Here is an 18,634-nt window from a genome sequence, read left to right as displayed (position 1 = left end):
TCCGCAAGGTCAGAATTTCGAAGGTTCCGTTACCAGGATCTTGCCCGCATAGCGATGCGATGCCTTGCCTTTCAGGCGGAATTGCAGATCCTTCTGGGCCATGTAGAACCGGGCTTGGCGCCCCCTGAGGCCTGGCAGATCGAACGGGTCAAGCCCCGCCCACGGCAGGAATGGATTTCGACGCAGCGAGCCATAAATGCCCACGCGTACCGACGGCCGCTTACTGGCGGCACGCGCATGAAAGCCGTGGGTATCGGCAACGACCAGCGTGTTGCCGGGAACTGCGAACCTCACCGGCTCGGGATATTTCAGCCGACCCAGTTCTTCCGGAGCAAGGCGGAAGGAACCGCGAGCATGCAGCGTGTTCTTGTCGCCACAGGCCGATAGGCTCTGTTCACGTTCCCATTCCAGCCGTTCCGGCGTCAGCCGGTGCGATCCGGGAATATACGTGAAAGGTCCCTCGGCATCATCGATGTCATAGAGGAAGAACCAAGATTTCGCGGTCTGGTGGAAGGTGTCGGAATGGAATGCCGTTTGCGGGTCGGCCTTCCGCTTAGTGTCCGGATTGGTCATGACGATATGCAGGTAGACCAGTGGATCACCATTGGTCGACCCGACATAACGCAGACCGTTCTGGAACGGCTTGCTCCAGACGAAGGCCTTCAGATGAGGCAAATCTGCAAGCACACTGGGCGGCAGGGGAACGAACCGCGTGACGGCATTGCCCTGGCGCATGTCCCAGGCATCGAAGCGCGTTGTTTCGACTTCCTTGCGCAGCGCCGCCAGTTCATCTTCCGGCAGAAGGTTGCGGGTGGCGATAAATCCGTCTTTTGCATAAGCAGCGCGATCAGCTTCCGGCAGCAGATGCTCCAACCTGCGGCGGCGCGTATCCGCCATGGATTCCGCCAGCTTGATGCGCTTGGCGTGCAACCCGGCCTCGTTCAGCCGGCGGCTGCCAATCAGCGGGTTGTCCCGAAACGACTTGGCTCCGGTTGCCAGCTCGGCAGCGTAGAGCGGCATCTTGAGAACATCCGCGGCGCGCATTGAAAAACCTCAGCTCGATAAACAAGAATTCAAAATAGGAAGGCCGGTCGAAACCGGCCTTCAGGATCTTTTAGATCGCTTTTGTCGCCTGTTCCAGCCAGATCCGCTCTTTCGCGCCCACAAGGGGGCCGATCTCGGCACGGACCCTCTCATGATACCGGTTCAACCAGTCGCGCTCGGCCACCGTCAGCAGAGCAGGCTCAATCAACCGAAGATCCATGGGCACAAGGGTGATCGTTTCGAAGCCGAGCATCGGGCGTTCCCCACCCGGCAAATCACGCGCAGGCGTGACGACTTCCAGGTTTTCGATCCGGATGCCGTATTCGCCCGCCGGATAGTAGCCTGGCTCATTCGACAGGATCATGCCCGGTTTCAGCGGCACCGTGCCGGTTTTGGCAATGCGTTGCGGTCCTTCGTGAACGCTGAGGTAGGCACCGACGCCATGACCGGTGCCATGGTCGAAATCAAGACCGGCCTTCCACAGGTCGATCCGGGCAAGCGTATCGAGCTGCGCACCCGTGGTGCCTTCCGGGAACTTTGCCGTCGAGATCGCAATATGTCCCTTCAGCACCAGCGTGTAGTGCTTCTTCATCTCCGTGCCGACTTCCCCGACCGCAAGTGTGCGGGTGATGTCGGTGGTACCGTCTTCGTACTGGGCACCCGAATCGATCAGGAACGGTTTGCCGACCGGGATCTTGAGATTGCTGGACCGGCTGACCCTGTAATGGCAAATCGCCCCGTTCGGGCCCGCACCGGAAATCGTGTCGAAGGAAATATCCTTCAGAACACCGGTTTCCTGGCGGAACTCCTCAAGCTTTTCCGCGGCGGCGATCTCATCGAGATCGCCCTTGGGGGCAACTTCGTCAAACCAGCACAGAAAATTGACGAAAGCAGCTGCATCGCGGACATGCGCGGTGCGCGCGCCTTTCAGCTCCGTCTCGTTCTTGATCGCCTTCGGCAGCAGGATCGGGTCTTGCGCTTCCAGCAAGGTTCCACCTGCCTTGGTAATGGCGTCGGCGATGCCGATCCCCGCCAGGCCCGGATCAATCATCACCCTGGCACCAGCCTTGCCTAGACCCTCCAGCCCCGGCTTGAAATCAGCCGGTTCACTGAGGTCCGTCAGATCGGCGAGTGCATCGCGAACGGAATTGGACAACTTGCGGCCATCAATGAACAGGGACGGCTTGCCTTCTGCCGGAACCGTGGCGAAGGAGAGCGGCAACGGCGTATGGGTGACGTCAGACCCACGGATGTTGAACAGCCAGGCAATCGAATCGGGCTGCGTCAGCACGCAGGCATCCGCCTTCTTGTTTGCGAGGGCCGACTGGATTTCGGCAATCTTGTCCTTCGCACCGCGTCCGGCAAGCTCAACCGGATAGAGAAAAACCTGACCAAGCGGCGGCTCCGGACGGTCCTTCCAGACACCGTCAACCGGGTTGTCGTTCAGCTTGACCAAAGTGGCGCCGGCCGACTCACAAATCTCCTCTAGACGACGAACCTCTCGCACCGTGTGCAGCATGGCATCGATGCCCAGTTTCTGCCCCGGCTGCAGTCGTTCGGCCAGCCAGTCAGTCACGGGCTCATTGACAAGATGGCGCGCCGGAAAGACCGCCATGTCGACCTGGTCACGCACCTGAATGGTGTATCGGCCGTCAACGAAAATCGCGGCTTCTTCCCCCAGAACCCCCGCCATGCCGGCAGATCCCGTAAAGCCTGTCAGCCACTGGAGGCGGCAATCATGCGGCGGCACATATTCGCCCTGATGCGCATCGGCGCGCGGCACGAGAAAGCCGTCGAGACCACGGCGGGAGAGTTCGGCTCTGAGAAGCGCCGCATGCGGCGCGCCACAGGAAGGATCACTGAGATCGTCAAAGGTCTGGAACATGGCCGCAAGATAATTTCGCGGCCCCATCCGATCAAGCTGGATAATTATTCCGCTTGAATTGGTTCAGCAGCATAATCTTCCCCACATTTCGCACTGCAGCAAAATCTTTCGCATATGCGAAGAGCGCAAGGCTGGCATGCGTTTCGAGGCCTACCTGAGGTCCCGGCAAAAGCGCATATAGAGGTCACACAAGAAAAAGACGTTCTCCCTAGGGAAGCTCTTAACCTTCAAATGGGATTGATCACGATGACCATGAAAACGACCACTTCGACCCGCGCTGGCGGCAGCTTCATGCGCCGCGCATTCGACCGCATGATTGAAGCCCGCTCCATCCAGGCACGCCGCTATGTCAACGGCTACCTGCTGTCACTGGACGACGCGACCCTGGCCTCCCACGGCTATGACCGCGCCCAGCTCGAGCGCGAAGGCACCTCTACCAGCGCGTTCTAAGGGGCTCAGGACGGTTTAAGTAAAAACCACTGTGCACAAGAAAAGACCCGCCGAAAATTTCGGCGGGTCTTTTTGTATCTGCTGTCAAGATTTCCGGGCACCAGAATAAAAGAAACGGCTCTCCCCCTCCCCCATCCTGCGGAGCCTGGCGACGACAAGCGCCTTGCAGGCGAGGACATGATCATCGCTGTTTCCTGGCAGATGGCGAACGCAGTCAGGCCTGTTTACGTCCCCGCACAAGTGTAAGCGTCAACCAGCCGTCCTTTTCGCCGCGCCTGTCCAGAATGAACCCCTGACAGCCGTAGGCGAACAGGATCCGGGGACCGTCTTCCACCCTGAGGCCGGACAGCACGAGGGTTGCGGTCGGCGTCATGCGTTCACCGATGGACTTCGCCATCTTCATCAGTGGTCGCGCCAGGATGTTGGCGATCACCAGGTCGAACGGACCAAAGAGACGGAAGCGGCGGTCTTCAATTCCGTTGGCGGTAAAGCCACGAACAAGGTGCCCCGCACCGTTGAGCCGGGCGTTTTGCAGCGCCGTTTTCGTCGCAACAGGGTCGATATCGGTTGCAAGAACCAACTGGCGGGATTGAAGCGCAGCTGCGATTGCCAGCACGCCTGTTCCCGTTCCAAGATCAAGAATGCTGTCATACGCGCGCATGGACAAAAGCCTGTCGATTTCCTCCAGGCAACCCGCGGTCGTGCCATGGTGACCGGTTCCGAAGGCAAGCGCTGCTTCGATTTCGATGCCGATGGCCCCACCTGGAACCTTGTCCCTATCGTGGCTGCCGTGAACAACGAAACGACCGGCCTTTACCGGCTTCAGCCCTTCCAGGCTCTTCTCGACCCAATTGATATCCGGCAGTTCTTCTGCTTCCAGCGGCGCGGCAAATGCATCGGCACCGACACGGTCGCGCACCGTCGCAGCCGCCTCTTCCGGCTCCATGTCGAACAGAAGAATTTCAGCCGCCCACAGGCGTCCGTCCGGCGTTGCTTCGTAGATGGTCACCGGATTGCCGTCGTCCTCAAACGCCCGTTCAAGGATCTCGGAGATCCGCTTGGCTTCCAGTTCTTCAGCCGTGATCCGCACCCGGATGGTTTTCATCGCCGCTCGCGCCTGTGGTTATTGGGGTCAAGGCGTGCGGTATAGCGGGAAGCGGCCAGCGATGCCAGCTTGAAACGGTCCCGGGACTGGGCAAACCGGGTCTGTGCCCCATTTCATTGGGAAATGCGAGGAAACACCCATGGCTTGCCCCCGTTCGCACCTAAACTGGCTGCAAGTGACCGGATGTCTGGTTGCTGCCCTTCTTTGCCTCCAGCTTCTCATCCTCCCCGCCTGGGCAACGTCCGAGCAGGATCAACTGTTTGAAGCCTTGAAGAACGCTCCGAATGAAGAGACGGCCAGCAAGATCGAGGATAGTATCTGGCACACCTGGCTGGATGCCGCTCCCACGCCGGAGATCCGGCAGAAGGTGGACGAAGCCATGCGTAAACGAGGATCCTATGACTTTCAGGGTGCGAAGGATCTGCTCGACACGGTCGTGGAAGAAGCACCGGATTACTCGGAAGGCTGGAACCAGCGTGCCTTCATCCTCTTCTTGCAGGGTAATTACGAAGCCAGCCTCGAAGATATCGAACGCGCCCTTGCTCTGGAACCACGGCACTTTGGCGCCTTGTCCGGCAAGGCAATCATCTTCATGACGCTCGGCAGGGTGCAAATGGGCCAGGAAGTGCTGCGTGAGGCCGTCGGTATACATCCCTACCTGAAGGAACGCGACATGCTGATCAAACCGCAAGGTGTCGATCTCTAGAACGGCCCCAGGCGCAAAGTGTCTCAGGTTTTGGGGCCAACCCAAGGATACATCAGGTGCGAGACCAAATTCCCGGTTCTATTGGAGCGTAGACGTCAGAAGCAGTGCACCGGACAAGTTCTTGCAACCAGCCGGTCAGTGCCGTTCGACGAAACTGTCGATGACCTTCTTCACCCCTGCCTTTTCAAAGTCGATGGTCAGCTTGTTTCCCTCGATCGACTTGATGGCGCCATAGCCGAACTTGATGTGGAACACGCGCTCGCCCAGAGAGAATTGCGATGGCGTGTCACTGACGGATTTCGCCACCAGCTCTCCTTCGATGGTCAACGGCCCCTGACGCTTTTGCCGCGCGGACTGATACCCACGGCCGCCGCCATCGGAAAATCCGCTGGAGGACTGCTTGGCACGCTGCGCACGTTGCCAGCCCGGGGTGGAGTAGCTGCCCTTGTCGAAGGGATCATGACTGTCGAACCGGGACGGTCCGTAACCGCCACCGCCATAGCCGCCATAGCTGGACGAAGCTTCGGCAATCTCGACATGGTCCGGCGGCAGCTCGTCCAGAAACCGTGAGGGAACGGTGGACTGCCAGAGGCCGTGAATGCGCCGGTTGGACGCGAAATAGAGCTTTGCGCGTTTCTTCGCCCGGGTGATGCCGACATAGGCCAGCCGGCGCTCTTCCTCCAGACCCGCGCGACCGGATTCATCCAGCGCGCGCTGGTGGGGAAACAGCCCCTCTTCCCAGCCGGGCAGGAAAACCGTGTCGAATTCCAGCCCCTTGGCCGAGTGCAGCGTCATGATGGATACGGCGTCGGTCGCATCCGCGCTGTCCCGGTCCATGACGAGGGAAATGTGCTCCAGGAAACCGGCCATGGATTCAAATTCGTCCATAGACCGGATCAGTTCCTTCAGGTTGTCGAGCCGTCCGGGCGCTTCCGCCGAGCGGTCCTGCCGCCACATCTCGGTGTAGCCGCTCTCATCGAGGATGATTTCCGCCAGTTCGGTGTGTTTCATCTGGTCGAGCTGACGCCGCCAGCGCTCGAAGTTGTCGAGCACGGACTTCAGCGCGTTGCGTGGCTTTGGCTTCAGTTCTTCGGTATCGATAAGCTGGCTTGCCGCCTGCATCAGTGGAATACGCTCTGCCCGGGCAACGCCATGGACCAGTTTCAGCGTCGCATCGCCAAGACCGCGCTTCGGCGTGTTGACAATGCGCTCAAACGCCAGATCGTCCGCGGGCTGCGCGACACAGCGGAAATAGGCCATGGCATCGCGGATTTCCATGCGCTCATAAAAGCGCGGACCGCCGATGACCCTGTAATTAAGTCCCAGCGTGACAAACCGGTCTTCGAACTCGCGCATCTGGAACGATGCCCGCACCAGAACCGCCATTTCATTGAGCGAATGACCTCGCGACTGAAGCGTCTCGATCTCGTCGCCGATGGTGCGCGCTTCTTCTTCGCTGTCCCAGACGGAGGCCACCGACACCAGGTCGTGGTCGGGTTCCTCGAAATCCGTGAACAGGGTCTTGCCGAGACGGCCTTCATTGAAGGCAATCAGGTGGGATGCGGCAGCCAGGATATGACTGGTCGAGCGATAATTGCGCTCCAGGCGAATGACGGTGGCGCCTTTGAAGTCATGTTCGAAGCGCAGGATGTTATCGACTTCCGCGCCGCGCCAGCCGTAGATCGACTGGTCATCATCACCGACACAGCAGACATTCGGGTTGCCCTGGGCCAGAAGGCGCAGCCACAGGTACTGCGCGATGTTGGTGTCCTGATATTCGTCCACCAGCATATAGCGGAAGCGGCGCTGATATTCCTTGAGGACATCCGGCTGGGTCTTGAACAGCGTGATGACATGCAAAAGCAGGTCACCGAAATCGGCCGCGTTCAGGATCGACAGGCGCTCCTGATATTCCTCGTAGAGCTTTCGCCCCTTGCCGTTGGCAAACGCCCGCGCCTCGCCTTCCGGGATGTCTTTCGGCCCAAGAGCCCGGTTTTTCCAACCATCCAGCATCCCGGCAAAGGCCTTGGCCGTCCAGCGCTTGTCGTCCAGCCCTTCGGCCTGGATGATCTGCTTGATAAGGCGGATCTGGTCGTCGGTGTCGAGGATCGAGAAGGACGATTTCAAGCCGACAAGTTCGGCATGCTTGCGCAGGATCTTCACACAGATGGAGTGGAACGTGCCGAGCCACGCCATGCCTTCCACATTGCCGCCGACAAAACCGGCAATGCGTTCCTTCATCTCGCGCGAAGCCTTGTTGGTGAACGTGACAGCCAGAATTTCGGACGGTCGCGCCAAGCCGGTTGCCAGGATATGGGCGATGCGTGTTGTCAGAACGCGGGTCTTGCCCGTGCCGGCACCAGCCAGCACCAGAACCGGCCCTTCGGTCGTTTCCACCGCCAGCCGCTGCTCCGGGTTCAGCCCCGTCAGATAGTCCGGTGCCCGCCGTGCCGCCATCGCCCTGGCCGCGATCCCTCCTTGCGGCCGCACGGGAGCAGGCGCGGACTCCGCCCGCGTGCCGATAGGCTGGAATGGATCGTCAAAGGAATCGTCGTACCCGTCCGGGTCGGTCATGGTTTACTGGTCCGGTTTCAAGCGCTTGTTTTGAGAACAATATAGCAACATACCGGCGCTGGCGAGGCAGGAATGACCGATTTGGTGGGGACAAGAAGCGGGCTTTTCTTATTTGAACCGGCAACTGCGTGAGGCCGCCTCCTTTGACAAAGCCGCGACAGATTTCAGGAACCCCGGAGGTTTGCGGTTCCAGCGAGCACAGGGGTTACTGGATCCCGGTCTTGCCGCTGCGCGTCAAACCGGGATGACAAGAAGCAAAGCCATGCCCTGAAGCCTCTCTCTTGTCATCCCCGCGCAGGCGGGGATCCAGTAAACAAGGGAGCCTGTTGCTTGACCAAGTGGCGGGAGAACAAGCCATGCGCAGCAAACGATCGAAGCGACGCAAAAGTGTCAAACCAGTTTAGCAAACAGGTCGTCCCAGTTTGGATTCCGTTCTTCGATCAAACGGATCTTCCAGGCACGATTCCAGCGTTTGAGCTGTTTTTCCCGCTTGATCGCCCACTCGATTTCCTCGTGAACTTCGTAATACACCAACCGATGCACGCCATACTTCGCGGTAAACTGGCTTCCGATGCTTTCACGGTGCTGCGAAACCCTGCCCAACAGATCATTCGTCACCCCGACATAGAGCGTGCCGCCCAGTCCGCTTCCAAGAATGTAGACATAGTATTGCTGATCAAGGTGCAACGTGGAGCCTTCGTTGAAATTCTTCCCGGATATACGTTAGTGCTTTTGATTTGGCATTGCCGATAACGGTTTCAGGAACCCCAGAGGTTTGTGGTTCCAGCGAGCACAGGGGTTACTGGATCCCGGTCTTGCCGCTACGCGACAAACCAGGATGACAAGAAGCAAAGCCATGTCCCGAAGCCTCTCTCTTGTCATCCCCGCGCAGGCGGGGATCCAGTAAACAAGGGAGCCCGTGCATCATGCCGCCCCTGCCTTATCTTCGCAAAACAGAGATAGAGAAGGTAGGAGCGCCTCAGGCCCCCACCAGATCGAACCAGTCATCCTCGGAGATGACTTCGATCTCCAGCTCCTGGGCCTTTTTCAGCTTTGAACCAGCACCAGGACCGGCCACCACCAGGTCGGTCTTTTTCGAGACGGAACCTGCCGTCTTGGCACCAAAGCGTTCGGCCATGGCCTTGGCTTCGTCGCGGGTCATACGTTCCAGCGAGCCGGTGAAAACCACTGTCTTGCCTGCGACCGGCGAGCCGGAGGCGTTGATCTTTTCAGCGTCCTTGGGTGATACCTCGACCAGAAGTGCGTCGAGTTGGTCGAGATTGTGTTGCTCGGCAAAGAACTCCGCCAGCGCCTCGGCAACGATATGGCCGATGCCGTCGATGTCATTGAGCTCTGTCCAGGCTTCGCCCGCCGTGTCATGCGCCGCCTTCATGGCTGCATAGAACACCGCCCAGGAGCCATAGGCACGTGCCAGAAGTTTGGCGTTGCCCTCGCCCACGTGACGGATGCCCAGGGCGAAGATGAAACGATGAAGGTCAATCTCTCGCCGCGCGTTGATTGCCTCGAAAAGGTTCTTCGCCGAAACGGCACCCCAGCCTTCCCGGTTGCGCAACTTGGTGAGAGAGCGCTTGTCCCGCTCCTCCAGCGTGAAGATGTCCGCCGGTGCCATCACAAGGCCTTCCTTGTAGAAGGCGTCGACCTGCTTGTCGCCGAAGCCTTCGATGTCGAAGGCATTGCGCGAGACGAAATGCTTGAGCTTTTCCGTTGCCTGGGCCGGGCAGATCAGACCGCCGGTGCAGCGGCGCACCGCATCGCGGCGCCCGGTTTTTTCCTTTTCCTCGCGCACCGCGTGGCTACCGCAGGCGGGGCAGACAGTCGGAAACTCGAAGGCTTCCGACCCATCGGGGCGTTTGTCCAGGTCGATATCGACAATCTGCGGAATGACGTCGCCGGCACGCTGGATCTTCACCGTGTCACCGATACGAAGATCCTTGCCGCCGCGGATCGACTCTCCGTCCTGGCCAATGCCCTTGATATAGTCTTCGTTGTGGAGGGTCGCGTTTGAAACGACGACACCGCCCACCGTAATCGGCTCCAGCTTGGCAACCGGCGTCAGGGCACCTGTTCGGCCAACCTGGATCTCGATGTCGTTGAGAATGGTGTAGGCCTGTTCGGCCGGGAACTTGTGAGCGATCGCCCACCGGGGTGACCGCGAGACAAAGCCGAGGCGCTCCTGCAGGTCCAGCCGGTCGACCTTGTAGACCACACCATCGATATCATAATCTAGCTGGGCACGGCTTTCCTCGATGCCGTGATAGACCCCGAGAAGCTCTTCCACGGTTTCACAGCGTTTCATCAGCGGGTTGACCTGGAAGCCCCAGGCTTCCAACTGTTTGACCATGCCGAACTGGGTGTCTTCCGGCAGTTCGCTCATCTCGCCCCAGGCATAAGCGAAGAACCGCAGCGGGCGGGAGGCCGTGATTTCGGATTTCAGCTGGCGCAACGAGCCCGCCGCCGCGTTGCGCGGGTTGGCGAAAACCTTGCCGCCATTGGCTGCCATGCGCTCGTTCAGCGCCTGAAAATCCTTGTGCGCCATATAGACTTCGCCGCGCACTTCAACGACACCCGGCACCGTGCCGGACAGCTTCTCCGGAATATCCTTGATCGTCTTCGCGTTCTCGGTGACGTTTTCACCTGTGGTGCCGTCACCTCGCGTTGCGGCGTAAACCAGAGTGCCGTTTTCATACCGAAGAGACAGCGACAGACCGTCAATCTTCGGCTCCGCGGTAACCGCCAGAGCCCCCATCAGCGGATCGAACTTCAGAAACCGGCGCACGCGGCCGACGAAGTCCCGGACGTCGTCATCGTTGAAGGCATTGTCCAGCGACAGCATCGGCACCCGGTGAGTAATCTTGCCGAAACCGGACGCCGGGGCCGCCCCTACCTGGGCAGAGGGACCGTCTTCAAGAATGAGATTGGGAAACCGGGCCTCGATGGACGCGTTCCGCCGGCGCAGGGCGTCATAGTCCGCATCCGAGATCACCGGGGCATCTTCCTGGTGATAGCGGCGGTCGTGCTCGGCGATTTCCGCCGCCAGCCGTTTCAGCTCGACCTGTGCTTCCTCCTGCGTCAGGGCGTCGATGTCGGTTTGGGCGAAGGAAGTGTCAGTCATGATGTCTTCACGAAATGTGTCAGCGGGACAGGCCGAGTTGATGACCGGATTAAATCGGATACCGGAACCGAATGGCGGGCTCAAGCGTTGATAGCACATCGAACCGGCAAAACTCGATGCTGGTCAATGTTGGAATGAGGAGACACGAATGGCTTATCAGGACCGTGAAACGCATTATGTCGAGAAGACGAACGGCAACAGCGCTGGCTGGTTTATGGCCGGAGCGCTTGTCGTCGCGCTGATCGCAGGCGGCCTGCTCTATGCCAATGGCTTTTTCACGAACGACGAAGAGCTGAGCATCGAGCTGAATGTCCCCAATCTGGGAGAAGGTGAACTGAAGCTGCCTGACATGAAGGAAGCACCGCTCGTCAAGGAGCCGTAAGACCATTTCTCATTTGAAAACTGCACCACAGGGCGGGAGCTTCGGCTAACCCGCCCTCTTTTTGTCCACTGCGACGGATCCTATTTCCTATTCCGCAGCCGTCAGCAGCCTGCGCGCTGCGGCACGGGCTTCTTCCGTGATAACGCTGCCGGCAAGCATCCGGGCGATTTCCTCGCTGCGGTGGTCTTCATCAATACGCTGAACGCGTGTTGCCACCCGGTCCTTCCTGGTCGCTTCCTTGGCGATCAGGAAATGCCCTGCAGCGCGAGCTGCCACCTGCGGGGCGTGGGTAACCGTCAAAACTTGAACGCTGCCGGCAAGTCGTGCCAGACGCAGACCAATGGCCTCGGCCACTGCTCCGCCCACCCCTGTGTCGATCTCGTCAAAAACCAGCGTCGGGGCCGAGCCCTTGTCGGCGAGAGACACCTTCAGGGCCAAGAGAAAACGGGAAAGCTCGCCACCGGACGCGACCTTCATCATTGGCCCCGGCTTCGTGCCTGGGTTCGTCTGGACATGGAACTCCAGCTGATCGATGCCCGAACGGCTGCGGCTTTCCGGATTGCTTTCCACTTCGACGATGAATTTTGCCCGCTCCAGCTTGAGGTCGGGCAACTCCATTTCAACAGCCTTTTCCAGTGCCTTGGCTGTCTTTCGCCGCTTGTCCGAGAGGCTGGCTGCCTTCTTGTCGTATTCGGCACGGGCTTTTCCAGCAGCACTCACCAGCGCCGCCAACTTGTCTTCACCGGCATCGAGATCGGCCAGATCGCCGCTCATGCGGGCACACAGGGCGGACAGCTCGTCAACCGGCACCGAGAACTTGCGGGAGGCAGCACGAAGCGCAAACAGCCGCTCTTCGACAGCTTCCAGTTCGCGCGGATCATACTCGGTCTCACGCAGCGCGCTTTCCAGTCCGCCGCGCGTTTCTTCCAGAAGATCCATCGCCTCGGCAAGTGTGCGGACGGGCTGGCCTAGAAGATTGGGCACCTGGTCGGCCTTGCGTTCCAGACGTCGCAGCAAGCTGGCCAGTTCCGGGATAGGCGACGCAGTGCCGTTCAAGGTTTCAAAGGCTTCGTTCAGATCACCGGCAATCTTCTCGACCGCCATCATGTCCGTCCGCCGGGCCGCCAGTTGCTCCTCTTCGCCGGTTTCCGGCTTGAGGGCTGACAGTTCATCGACGGCAGCACGCAGGAAATCAGCCTCGTTGCGCGCGGCTTCTATACGTTTCTCGTGATCTGTCACCGCCTTGTCGGCAGCGCGATAGGTGGCAAAGGCCTGTGCTACGGCCTCGGCTTCGGCCGTCAGCCCTCCGAAAACATCAATGAGAGCCCGGTGGCTTTCCGGGTCAACCAGGGCACGGTCATCGTGCTGTCCGTGGATTTCCACCAGCAGCGCGCCCGCCTGGCGCAGCAGTCCTGCACTGACGGGTTGATCGTTGACGAAGGCCCGGGTGCGGCCGTCTGACGTCTGGATACGGCGCAGGATGATGTCGCCATCGTCATCGACATCGTTCTCGCGCAGGAACATGCGAACGGGATGATCCGCCGCCACATCAAAGACAGCCGTCACCTGTCCTTGCGCCTCGCCATGCCGCACGAGATCGGCATCACCACGCGCGCCGAGTGCCAGCGACAGGGAGTCGAGAAGGATGGATTTGCCCGCACCGGTTTCGCCGGTGAGAACCGACATGCCGGCGGCAAATTCGAGGTCAAGACGGTCGATCAGAACGATGTCACGGATAGACAGCGCGACCAGCATGAAGGGATGCTCCTTAAAGTTCGGCCCACCATATAGGAGGACCGAAGCGTCTTGAAAGAGCCTGTTTGGGCCTTTTCAACCTCATTTGCGAGGCTGAAGCCATTTCGGGATTAAACCAGGCGTCAGATGCTCTTGAAGGCGCGGCTGATCCAGCTGCCGCTGTCTTCGGAAGGCTCGTACCCACCCTTGTTGAGCAGCGAATAGGCATCCTTGTACCACTGGCTGTCCGGGTAGTTGTGCCCGAGCACGGCTGCGGCCGTCTGCGCTTCGTTGACGACACCGAGCGCGTAGTAGGCTTCGGTCAGGCGGAACAGAGCTTCTTCCACATGCCGCGTGGTCTGGTAATCGACGACAACCGTCTTGAAGCGGTTGATCCCCGCGATGTAGTTGCGCTTCTTCAGGTAGAAGCGACCGACCTGCATTTCCTTGCCGCCAAGCTGGTCATGCACGATGCGCAGCTTGCTTTCGGCATCCGGCACATATTCCGATTCCGGGAAGCGCTGGATCAGCTCGTTGAACGCACCGGCTGCCTTCCGGGTCACGGCCTGGTCGCGGGTAATGTCCGGCATCTGGCGGAAATAGGCCTGACCGGCGAGATACAGCATGTAGGCTGAATCCTCGTCCCCCGGATAGAGCGTCACGAACCGCTTCGCCGCAGTTACGGTTTCCGTGTACTTGCCGCGCGAGTAGTTCAGGAACGCCAGGTTCACCAGCGACTTCTTGGAGTATTCAGAATAGGGATAGAGCTTGTCGAGCTCTTCGAATTTCTGGGTCGAATCGCGCAGTTTGCCTTGCGCGCGCAGGGACAGGCCTTCGTTGAACAGAACTTCCGGCGGCGTATCGTTCAGTGCCAGCTCATCGAGATCGTCCTTGCCACCGCATGCGGCAAGCGCAAGCGGTACAGCCAGAACGGCCAATCTCAGGAAGGTTTTCATGTGTTTGGCTCTGTTCACTTCAGAACCAGTATCCATTCCGTTCACGCCTATACTCCCGGACCTTTCCGGCCCCTAAGGCCCATGTCATGCGGCCTTGCAAATTTATCGACAGGAGTGTTTAGCGGAAATCACCGGTCCCCGTCACGTCCTCATCGGCCATCTGACGGTTTTTTTGAGCAATTTTATGGCAACCGGTCCAAATAGGTTCCGAATTCCGCCGAAAAGAAAACGGCCGCTTCATCAAAGCGGCCGATCAAAATTATATCAGGAGACGTCAGGCCCGAAAGCAGCTGCGGCTGCGATACCGCCCTTGTCGACCTGGCCGACCTTGCGGAATGCAGGCGACTCGACGATTTCGAACGCGCTCGGATCTTCAAACAGCTTGACCAGGATCGCGTGGTTCATCTTGTGCCCGCCCTTGTAGGAGCGGTAGAGACCAAGGATCGGCAGACCGGCAAGAGCCAGGTCGCCAACCGCGTCCAGCGCCTTGTGACGTGCAAACTCGTCCGGCCAGCGGGTGCCTTCCGGATTGAGAACCTTGTCCTCGGCAATCGCCACGGAATTTTCCAGCGACGAACCCAGGGCAAAGCCCATCTTCCAAAGCTGCTCGACATCCTTCACGTAGCCGAACGTGCGCGCACGGGAAAGCTCGTCACGGAACACGTCCGGGGTGATGTCGGAAGAGAACTGCTGGCGACCGATCAGCGGCGTGTCGAAGTCGATGGTGATATCGAACTTGGTGCCGTTGTAGGGGTGCAGCTCGCACCATGCCGTGCCGTTGTCGACACGAACGGTCTTCTTCACCTTCAGGTACCGGCGTCCCCGGTCCAGGCGTTTCAGGCCGATCTGCTCGATTGCTTCGACAAACGCAACGCTGCTGCCGTCCATGACCGGCATTTCCGGACCGTCGATTTCTACGATCAGGTTGTCGACACCCATGCCGAAAAGAGCTGCCATGAGATGTTCAACGGTCGCGACACCTTCACTGGAAGGATCGCTGAGAACGGTGCAAAGTGCTGTTGCGGATACCTTGTTCCAGAGTGCCGGAACTTCGGTGGAGTTTTCCTGGTCGGTGCGGGTGAACACAATCCCCACACCAGCTTCGGCCGGTACGAGAGTGATCGACGCGGGTTTGCCCGAATGAACGCCAATCCCGGTCAGGGTCACCTGATCGGCTAGCGTCGTCTGTCGGTCAACATATGCGGTCATAAAACCCTGCCCTTCCGGTTTGCGGCGGAAACAAGCCCTCTATTTGCCCTTAAAGGGTTACGGACTTTTAACGATCCCGCGTTGGCTGGGAACATAGTCCCGAACCCCAATTGGGCGAAATAAAGCTTTATTACGATTTGTAACGATTCACAGGCTTTCAAATCACTGAATTAAAACGAGAATTTGTTCCGTTACGGAAACAGCCCGGAGCGTGAACTCCGGGCTGTAACGATCAGGGAAGATGATCGGGTCTCGAATCAGTTGGCCTGGCGGCGAAGAAACGCCGGAATTTCCAACTGTTCGTCTTCTGTTGCAGTTACCGGCTTCGGCGTTGCCCGCCCGGTGTTGTCCAGCTGGCCTGCAGCGCCATGGGCTGCGGGACGTTGCTGGGGCGCACGCGGGGCGGCCTGCTGGGCCGGCTGCATCTGCGGAGCAGGACGGGCAACCGGTGCGGCAGCCATGTCATGTTCCTGATCTTCTTCGTGATGACGGCCAAGGCCGCTTGCAAGGCGACGCAGCAGCCCCATCGGGCGGCGGTCGTCTTCGACGTGCTCTTCATAGCTCTGTGCCGGAGCAGGCTGCTGAGGACGCTGCTGGGCAACGGCCTGCTGAGGCTGGGCTACATTTGCAGTCTGCTGCTTTGCCTGGATTTCACGCTGAGCGATCGGCGGGAAATCCTCCACCCGCGGCATGCGCGGTGCAGGGTTATGCTCGGCGGCAACCGGCGGAATGTAAGGCTGGCTGACCGGCATGTCTTCTGCAACAGGTGCCCGGGCTTCGTCTTCGATGTCGAGCATCTGCGGCTTGGCTGCAAGCGAACCTGCTGCCGGCTGCACCTTCTTGATCTCGACAGCCGGATCGCTTGCAACGGCGACCGGCTGCGGATCCGGAATGGCAAGTTCCCGTTCCAGATTGGCAACGGCCTTGGCAGCGGCATTTTCGGCGTGAGCCTTTTCAGCCAAAGCGGCCGGGCGCTGAGTGTTGATTTCCGGCGTCCGGCTTGCTGCCGGAGCTTCCGCCTTTACAGGCTGAGATGCTGTTCCGGGAAACGTGTTGGCCGCAAGGCCTTCCTCCCTGTCAATGCCGGTTGCAACGACGGACACGCGGATGAGACCATCCAGCGTCTCGTCGAAGGTCGCGCCCAGAATGATGTTGGCGTCGGCGTCAACTTCCTCGCGGATGCGGGTAGCCGCTTCATCCACTTCGAACAGCGTCAGGTCGTTGCCGCCCGTAATGGAGATGAGCAGGCCTCTTGCGCCCTTCATCGAGGATTCGTCGAGCAGCGGGTTGGCAATGGCAGCTTCCGCTGCCTGCTGTGCACGCTTTTCACCGCTGGCTTCGCCGGTGCCCATCATGGCCTTGCCCATGCCGCGCATCACGGAGCGAACGTCGGCGAAGTCGAGGTTGATGAGACCTTCCTTCACCATCAGGTCGGTGATGCAGGCAACGCCCGAGTAAAGCACCTGGTCGGCCATCGCGAATGCGTCGGCGAAGGTGGTCTGGGCATTTGCAATCCGGAACAGGTTCTGGTTCGGAATGACGATCAGTGTGTCGACACTCCGCTGCAGTTCCTCGATACCGGAATCGGCGATCCGCATACGGCGAGCGCCTTCGAACTGGAACGGTTTGGTCACCACACCTACCGTCAGTATACCCTGCTCGCGTGCCGCCCGTGCGATAACGGGTGCGGCACCGGTGCCGGTACCACCGCCCATGCCGGCGGTGATGAACACCATGTGCGATCCGGACAGGTGATCGTTGATTTCGTCGATCACTTCCTCGGCAGCTGCGCAGCCGACTTCCGGCTGGGAGCCTGCGCCAAGACCTTCAGTCACGGCCACGCCCATCTGGACGAGCCTGTCTGAATGGTTCATGGCCAGTGCCTGGGCATCCGTGTTGGCAACGACGAAGTCGCAGCCCTGGAGACCTGCAGTGATCATGTTATTGACGGCGTTTCCGCCCGCGCCGCCGACGCCGAAGACCGTAATGCGTGGCTTCAGCTCCTGAATGTCGGGCATCTTCAGGTTGATGGTCATATTATCCTCGCGACCCACTGGCGCCCCCGGTACGGGAGTAGCCTCTTCTTCCCTAATCTCCTCTGCCATTTCTGGCAGCTCAACTTCCTGGATGTCGTCTTCTTGGCTCATGTCGTCAGAAGCTTTCCCTGATCCATTGGCCCACGCGGGCCAGGTAACCAGATTGCCCGCCCCACCCTGATCTCCGGTTCTTGTGTTCGAACTGTTCGATCTGAGCGACCTGCGGATAAATCAAGAGACCGACAGCGGCGGCAAAAGCCGGACCTTTGGCAGCCTCGGGAAGACCGGCGACGCCTAGAGGCCGGCCAAGACGGACGTTGCGCCCCAGGATGTGACGCGCAACTTCTCCAAGACCCGTGAGCTGACTTGCGCCCCCGGTCAGAACGATCTGCTTACCGACACGCCCGGCAAAGCCGGACGCCGTAAGCCGATCCCTCACGAGTTCAAGGATTTCTTCCACGCGCGGCCGGATAACCCGGGTCAACGCCGAGCGTGGGATCTGGTTCGGCAGGTCGCTGTCGCTTTCCAGCGGCGGCACAGTGAGCATGTCACGATCGTCCGAGCTGGACGCCAGCGGCGAGCCGTAAAGAGTTTTCAAACGCTCCGCATCCTGCAGACGGGTTGCAAAAGCGCGGGCGATATCGGTGGTGACGTGATTGCCACCAACGGCAATCGCATCCAGGTGCACCATGTGGCCATCGACAAAGACCGACAATGTCGTCGTGCCGCCGCCCATGTCGATGCAGGCGACGCCAAGCTCGGCTTCGTCATCCACGATGGTGGACAGGCCACTGGCAAACGGCGTCGCCACCATGGTTTCCACATGAAGGTGACCGCGGTTGATGCACAGTTCCAGATTGCGCACAGGCGGAACTTCCGCCGTCACGACCTGCATGTCGACGCCCAGCTTGTGGCCCATCATGCCACGCGGATCGCGGATGCCGCGGCTGCCGTCCAGCGAATAGGAGATCGGCAAGGCGTGTGTGACGGCCCGGCCGTCGGTCACCGAGTGGCTGGAGCCGGCGGAAAGCACCCGCTGGATATCGGCTTCAGACACGCTGTCGCCTGCCAGCGGAACGTTGGCGCTGTAGATCTCGCTCTGCAGGCGTCCGCAGCTGATGTTTGCGATCAGCGACTCGACCGTCACGCCGGCCATGCGCTCGGCACTGTCGACTGCCAGACGGATGGCCTGTTCGGCAGCATCCATGTCGACAACGACGCCGGACTTGATCCCGCGCGAGCGCTGATAACCGTACCCCAGCACTTCCACTTTGTGGGAGCGGCTGGAAAGAATTGCCTTTTCTTCCTGCGGCACCAGTTTGGCGATCAGGCAGCAGACCTTCGTGGAGCCCACGTCCAGAACCGACATGATGACGGCACGACGGCTCGGCAGCGGCCGCATCTTCGGCAGGTAGAGGTT

At 59.8% G+C, this 18,634-nt stretch carries 14 protein-coding genes; 3 read left to right on the top strand and 11 right to left on the bottom strand.

Translation table 11 applies throughout. The features are described 5' to 3' along the window. Positions 1-9 precede the first annotated feature (9 nt). Positions 10-1,044, bottom strand: coding sequence for a phytanoyl-CoA dioxygenase family protein (locus HEP89_RS16600; RefSeq protein ID WP_168692542.1), 1,035 nt, complete (start codon positions 1,042-1,044; stop codon positions 10-12). 70 nt (positions 1,045-1,114) lie between these two features. After that, complete coding sequence (locus tag HEP89_RS16595; RefSeq protein WP_168692541.1) at positions 1,115-2,929, bottom strand: aminopeptidase P family protein; 1,815 nt, start codon at positions 2,927-2,929, stop codon at positions 1,115-1,117. Between the two features lie 246 nt (positions 2,930-3,175). On the opposite strand from HEP89_RS16595, the gene HEP89_RS16590 reads away from it, so the two are divergent. Then, positions 3,176-3,379, top strand: coding sequence for a hypothetical protein (locus HEP89_RS16590; protein WP_051990144.1), 204 nt, complete (start codon positions 3,176-3,178; stop codon positions 3,377-3,379). A 214-nt stretch (positions 3,380-3,593) separates the two neighbouring features. On the opposite strand, the gene HEP89_RS16585 is transcribed toward HEP89_RS16590, so the two are convergent. Beyond that, positions 3,594-4,484, bottom strand: coding sequence for a 50S ribosomal protein L11 methyltransferase (locus HEP89_RS16585; RefSeq protein WP_168692540.1), 891 nt, complete (start codon positions 4,482-4,484; stop codon positions 3,594-3,596). 139 nt (positions 4,485-4,623) lie between these two features. On the opposite strand from HEP89_RS16585, the gene HEP89_RS16580 reads away from it, so the two are divergent. Continuing rightward, a complete protein-coding gene (locus tag HEP89_RS16580) occupies positions 4,624-5,190 on the top strand; it encodes a tetratricopeptide repeat protein (RefSeq protein ID WP_168692539.1) in 567 nt (188 codons plus the stop codon). Between the two features lie 135 nt (positions 5,191-5,325). On the opposite strand, the gene HEP89_RS16575 is transcribed toward HEP89_RS16580, so the two are convergent. From HEP89_RS16575 to ligA, 3 genes are all read right to left on the bottom strand, one after another. Next, complete coding sequence (locus HEP89_RS16575; RefSeq protein ID WP_055655459.1) at positions 5,326-7,764, bottom strand: UvrD-helicase domain-containing protein; 2,439 nt, start codon at positions 7,762-7,764, stop codon at positions 5,326-5,328. A gap of 390 nt (positions 7,765-8,154) precedes the next feature. After that, the gene (locus tag HEP89_RS16570) at positions 8,155-8,451 is read right to left on the bottom strand and encodes a GIY-YIG nuclease family protein (protein ID WP_077292354.1); all 297 of its coding nucleotides are present in this window, start codon (positions 8,449-8,451) and stop codon (positions 8,155-8,157) included. A 292-nt stretch (positions 8,452-8,743) separates the two neighbouring features. Next, positions 8,744-10,897, bottom strand: a complete 2,154-nt coding sequence (gene ligA / locus HEP89_RS16565; RefSeq protein ID WP_168692538.1) for an NAD-dependent DNA ligase LigA — start codon at positions 10,895-10,897, stop codon at positions 8,744-8,746. A gap of 148 nt (positions 10,898-11,045) precedes the next feature. On the opposite strand from ligA, the gene HEP89_RS16560 reads away from it, so the two are divergent. Next, complete coding sequence (locus tag HEP89_RS16560) at positions 11,046-11,279, top strand: hypothetical protein (RefSeq protein WP_023000503.1); 234 nt, start codon at positions 11,046-11,048, stop codon at positions 11,277-11,279. Positions 11,280-11,366: 87 nt separating this feature from the next. On the opposite strand, the gene recN is transcribed toward HEP89_RS16560, so the two are convergent. From recN to ftsA, 5 genes are all read right to left on the bottom strand, one after another. Further along, complete coding sequence (gene recN / locus HEP89_RS16555; RefSeq protein ID WP_168692537.1) at positions 11,367-13,034, bottom strand: DNA repair protein RecN; 1,668 nt, start codon at positions 13,032-13,034, stop codon at positions 11,367-11,369. A 122-nt stretch (positions 13,035-13,156) separates the two neighbouring features. Continuing rightward, positions 13,157-14,005, bottom strand: coding sequence for an outer membrane protein assembly factor BamD (locus HEP89_RS16550; RefSeq protein WP_051990129.1), 849 nt, complete (start codon positions 14,003-14,005; stop codon positions 13,157-13,159). A 228-nt stretch (positions 14,006-14,233) separates the two neighbouring features. Continuing rightward, on the bottom strand, positions 14,234-15,178 hold the full coding sequence (gene lpxC / locus HEP89_RS16545; protein WP_168692536.1) for a UDP-3-O-acyl-N-acetylglucosamine deacetylase: 945 nt from the start codon (positions 15,176-15,178) through the stop codon (positions 14,234-14,236). Between the two features lie 257 nt (positions 15,179-15,435). Continuing rightward, on the bottom strand, positions 15,436-17,214 hold the full coding sequence (gene ftsZ / locus HEP89_RS16540; protein ID WP_077292350.1) for a cell division protein FtsZ: 1,779 nt from the start codon (positions 17,212-17,214) through the stop codon (positions 15,436-15,438). A gap of 115 nt (positions 17,215-17,329) precedes the next feature. Next, positions 17,330-18,616, bottom strand: a complete 1,287-nt coding sequence (gene ftsA / locus HEP89_RS16535; RefSeq protein ID WP_031269119.1) for a cell division protein FtsA — start codon at positions 18,614-18,616, stop codon at positions 17,330-17,332. Positions 18,617-18,634 lie beyond the last annotated feature (18 nt).

It is taken from the genome of Labrenzia sp. 5N (assembly GCF_012395805.1).
In the GTDB taxonomy this organism is placed as follows: Bacteria; Pseudomonadota; Alphaproteobacteria; order Rhizobiales; family Stappiaceae; genus Roseibium; species Roseibium algicola.
This window is presented reverse-complemented; position numbering and strand designations above follow the sequence as displayed.

Excerpts from the sequence above, each read along its gene's own strand:
- recN (WP_168692537.1), bottom strand. The coding sequence starts at position 13,034 with ATGCTGGTCGCGCTGTCTATCCGTGACATCGTTCTGATCGACCGTCTT.
- HEP89_RS16585 (WP_168692540.1), bottom strand. The coding sequence starts at position 4,484 with ATGAAAACCATCCGGGTGCGGATCACGGCTGAAGAACTGGAAGCCAAG.
- ligA (WP_168692538.1), bottom strand. The coding sequence starts at position 10,897 with ATGACTGACACTTCCTTCGCCCAAACCGACATCGACGCCCTGACGCAG.
- HEP89_RS16590 (WP_051990144.1), top strand. The coding sequence starts at position 3,176 with ATGACCATGAAAACGACCACTTCGACCCGCGCTGGCGGCAGCTTCATG.
- HEP89_RS16560 (WP_023000503.1), top strand. The coding sequence starts at position 11,046 with ATGGCTTATCAGGACCGTGAAACGCATTATGTCGAGAAGACGAACGGC.
- HEP89_RS16550 (WP_051990129.1), bottom strand. The coding sequence starts at position 14,005 with ATGGATACTGGTTCTGAAGTGAACAGAGCCAAACACATGAAAACCTTC.
- HEP89_RS16580 (WP_168692539.1), top strand. The coding sequence starts at position 4,624 with ATGGCTTGCCCCCGTTCGCACCTAAACTGGCTGCAAGTGACCGGATGT.
- HEP89_RS16595 (WP_168692541.1), bottom strand. The coding sequence starts at position 2,929 with ATGTTCCAGACCTTTGACGATCTCAGTGATCCTTCCTGTGGCGCGCCG.
- ftsA (WP_031269119.1), bottom strand. The coding sequence starts at position 18,616 with ATGCGGCCGCTGCCGAGCCGTCGTGCCGTCATCATGTCGGTTCTGGAC.
- HEP89_RS16600 (WP_168692542.1), bottom strand. The coding sequence starts at position 1,044 with ATGCGCGCCGCGGATGTTCTCAAGATGCCGCTCTACGCTGCCGAGCTG.
- HEP89_RS16575 (WP_055655459.1), bottom strand. The coding sequence starts at position 7,764 with ATGACCGACCCGGACGGGTACGACGATTCCTTTGACGATCCATTCCAG.
- ftsZ (WP_077292350.1), bottom strand. The coding sequence starts at position 17,214 with ATGACCATCAACCTGAAGATGCCCGACATTCAGGAGCTGAAGCCACGC.
- lpxC (WP_168692536.1), bottom strand. The coding sequence starts at position 15,178 with ATGACCGCATATGTTGACCGACAGACGACGCTAGCCGATCAGGTGACC.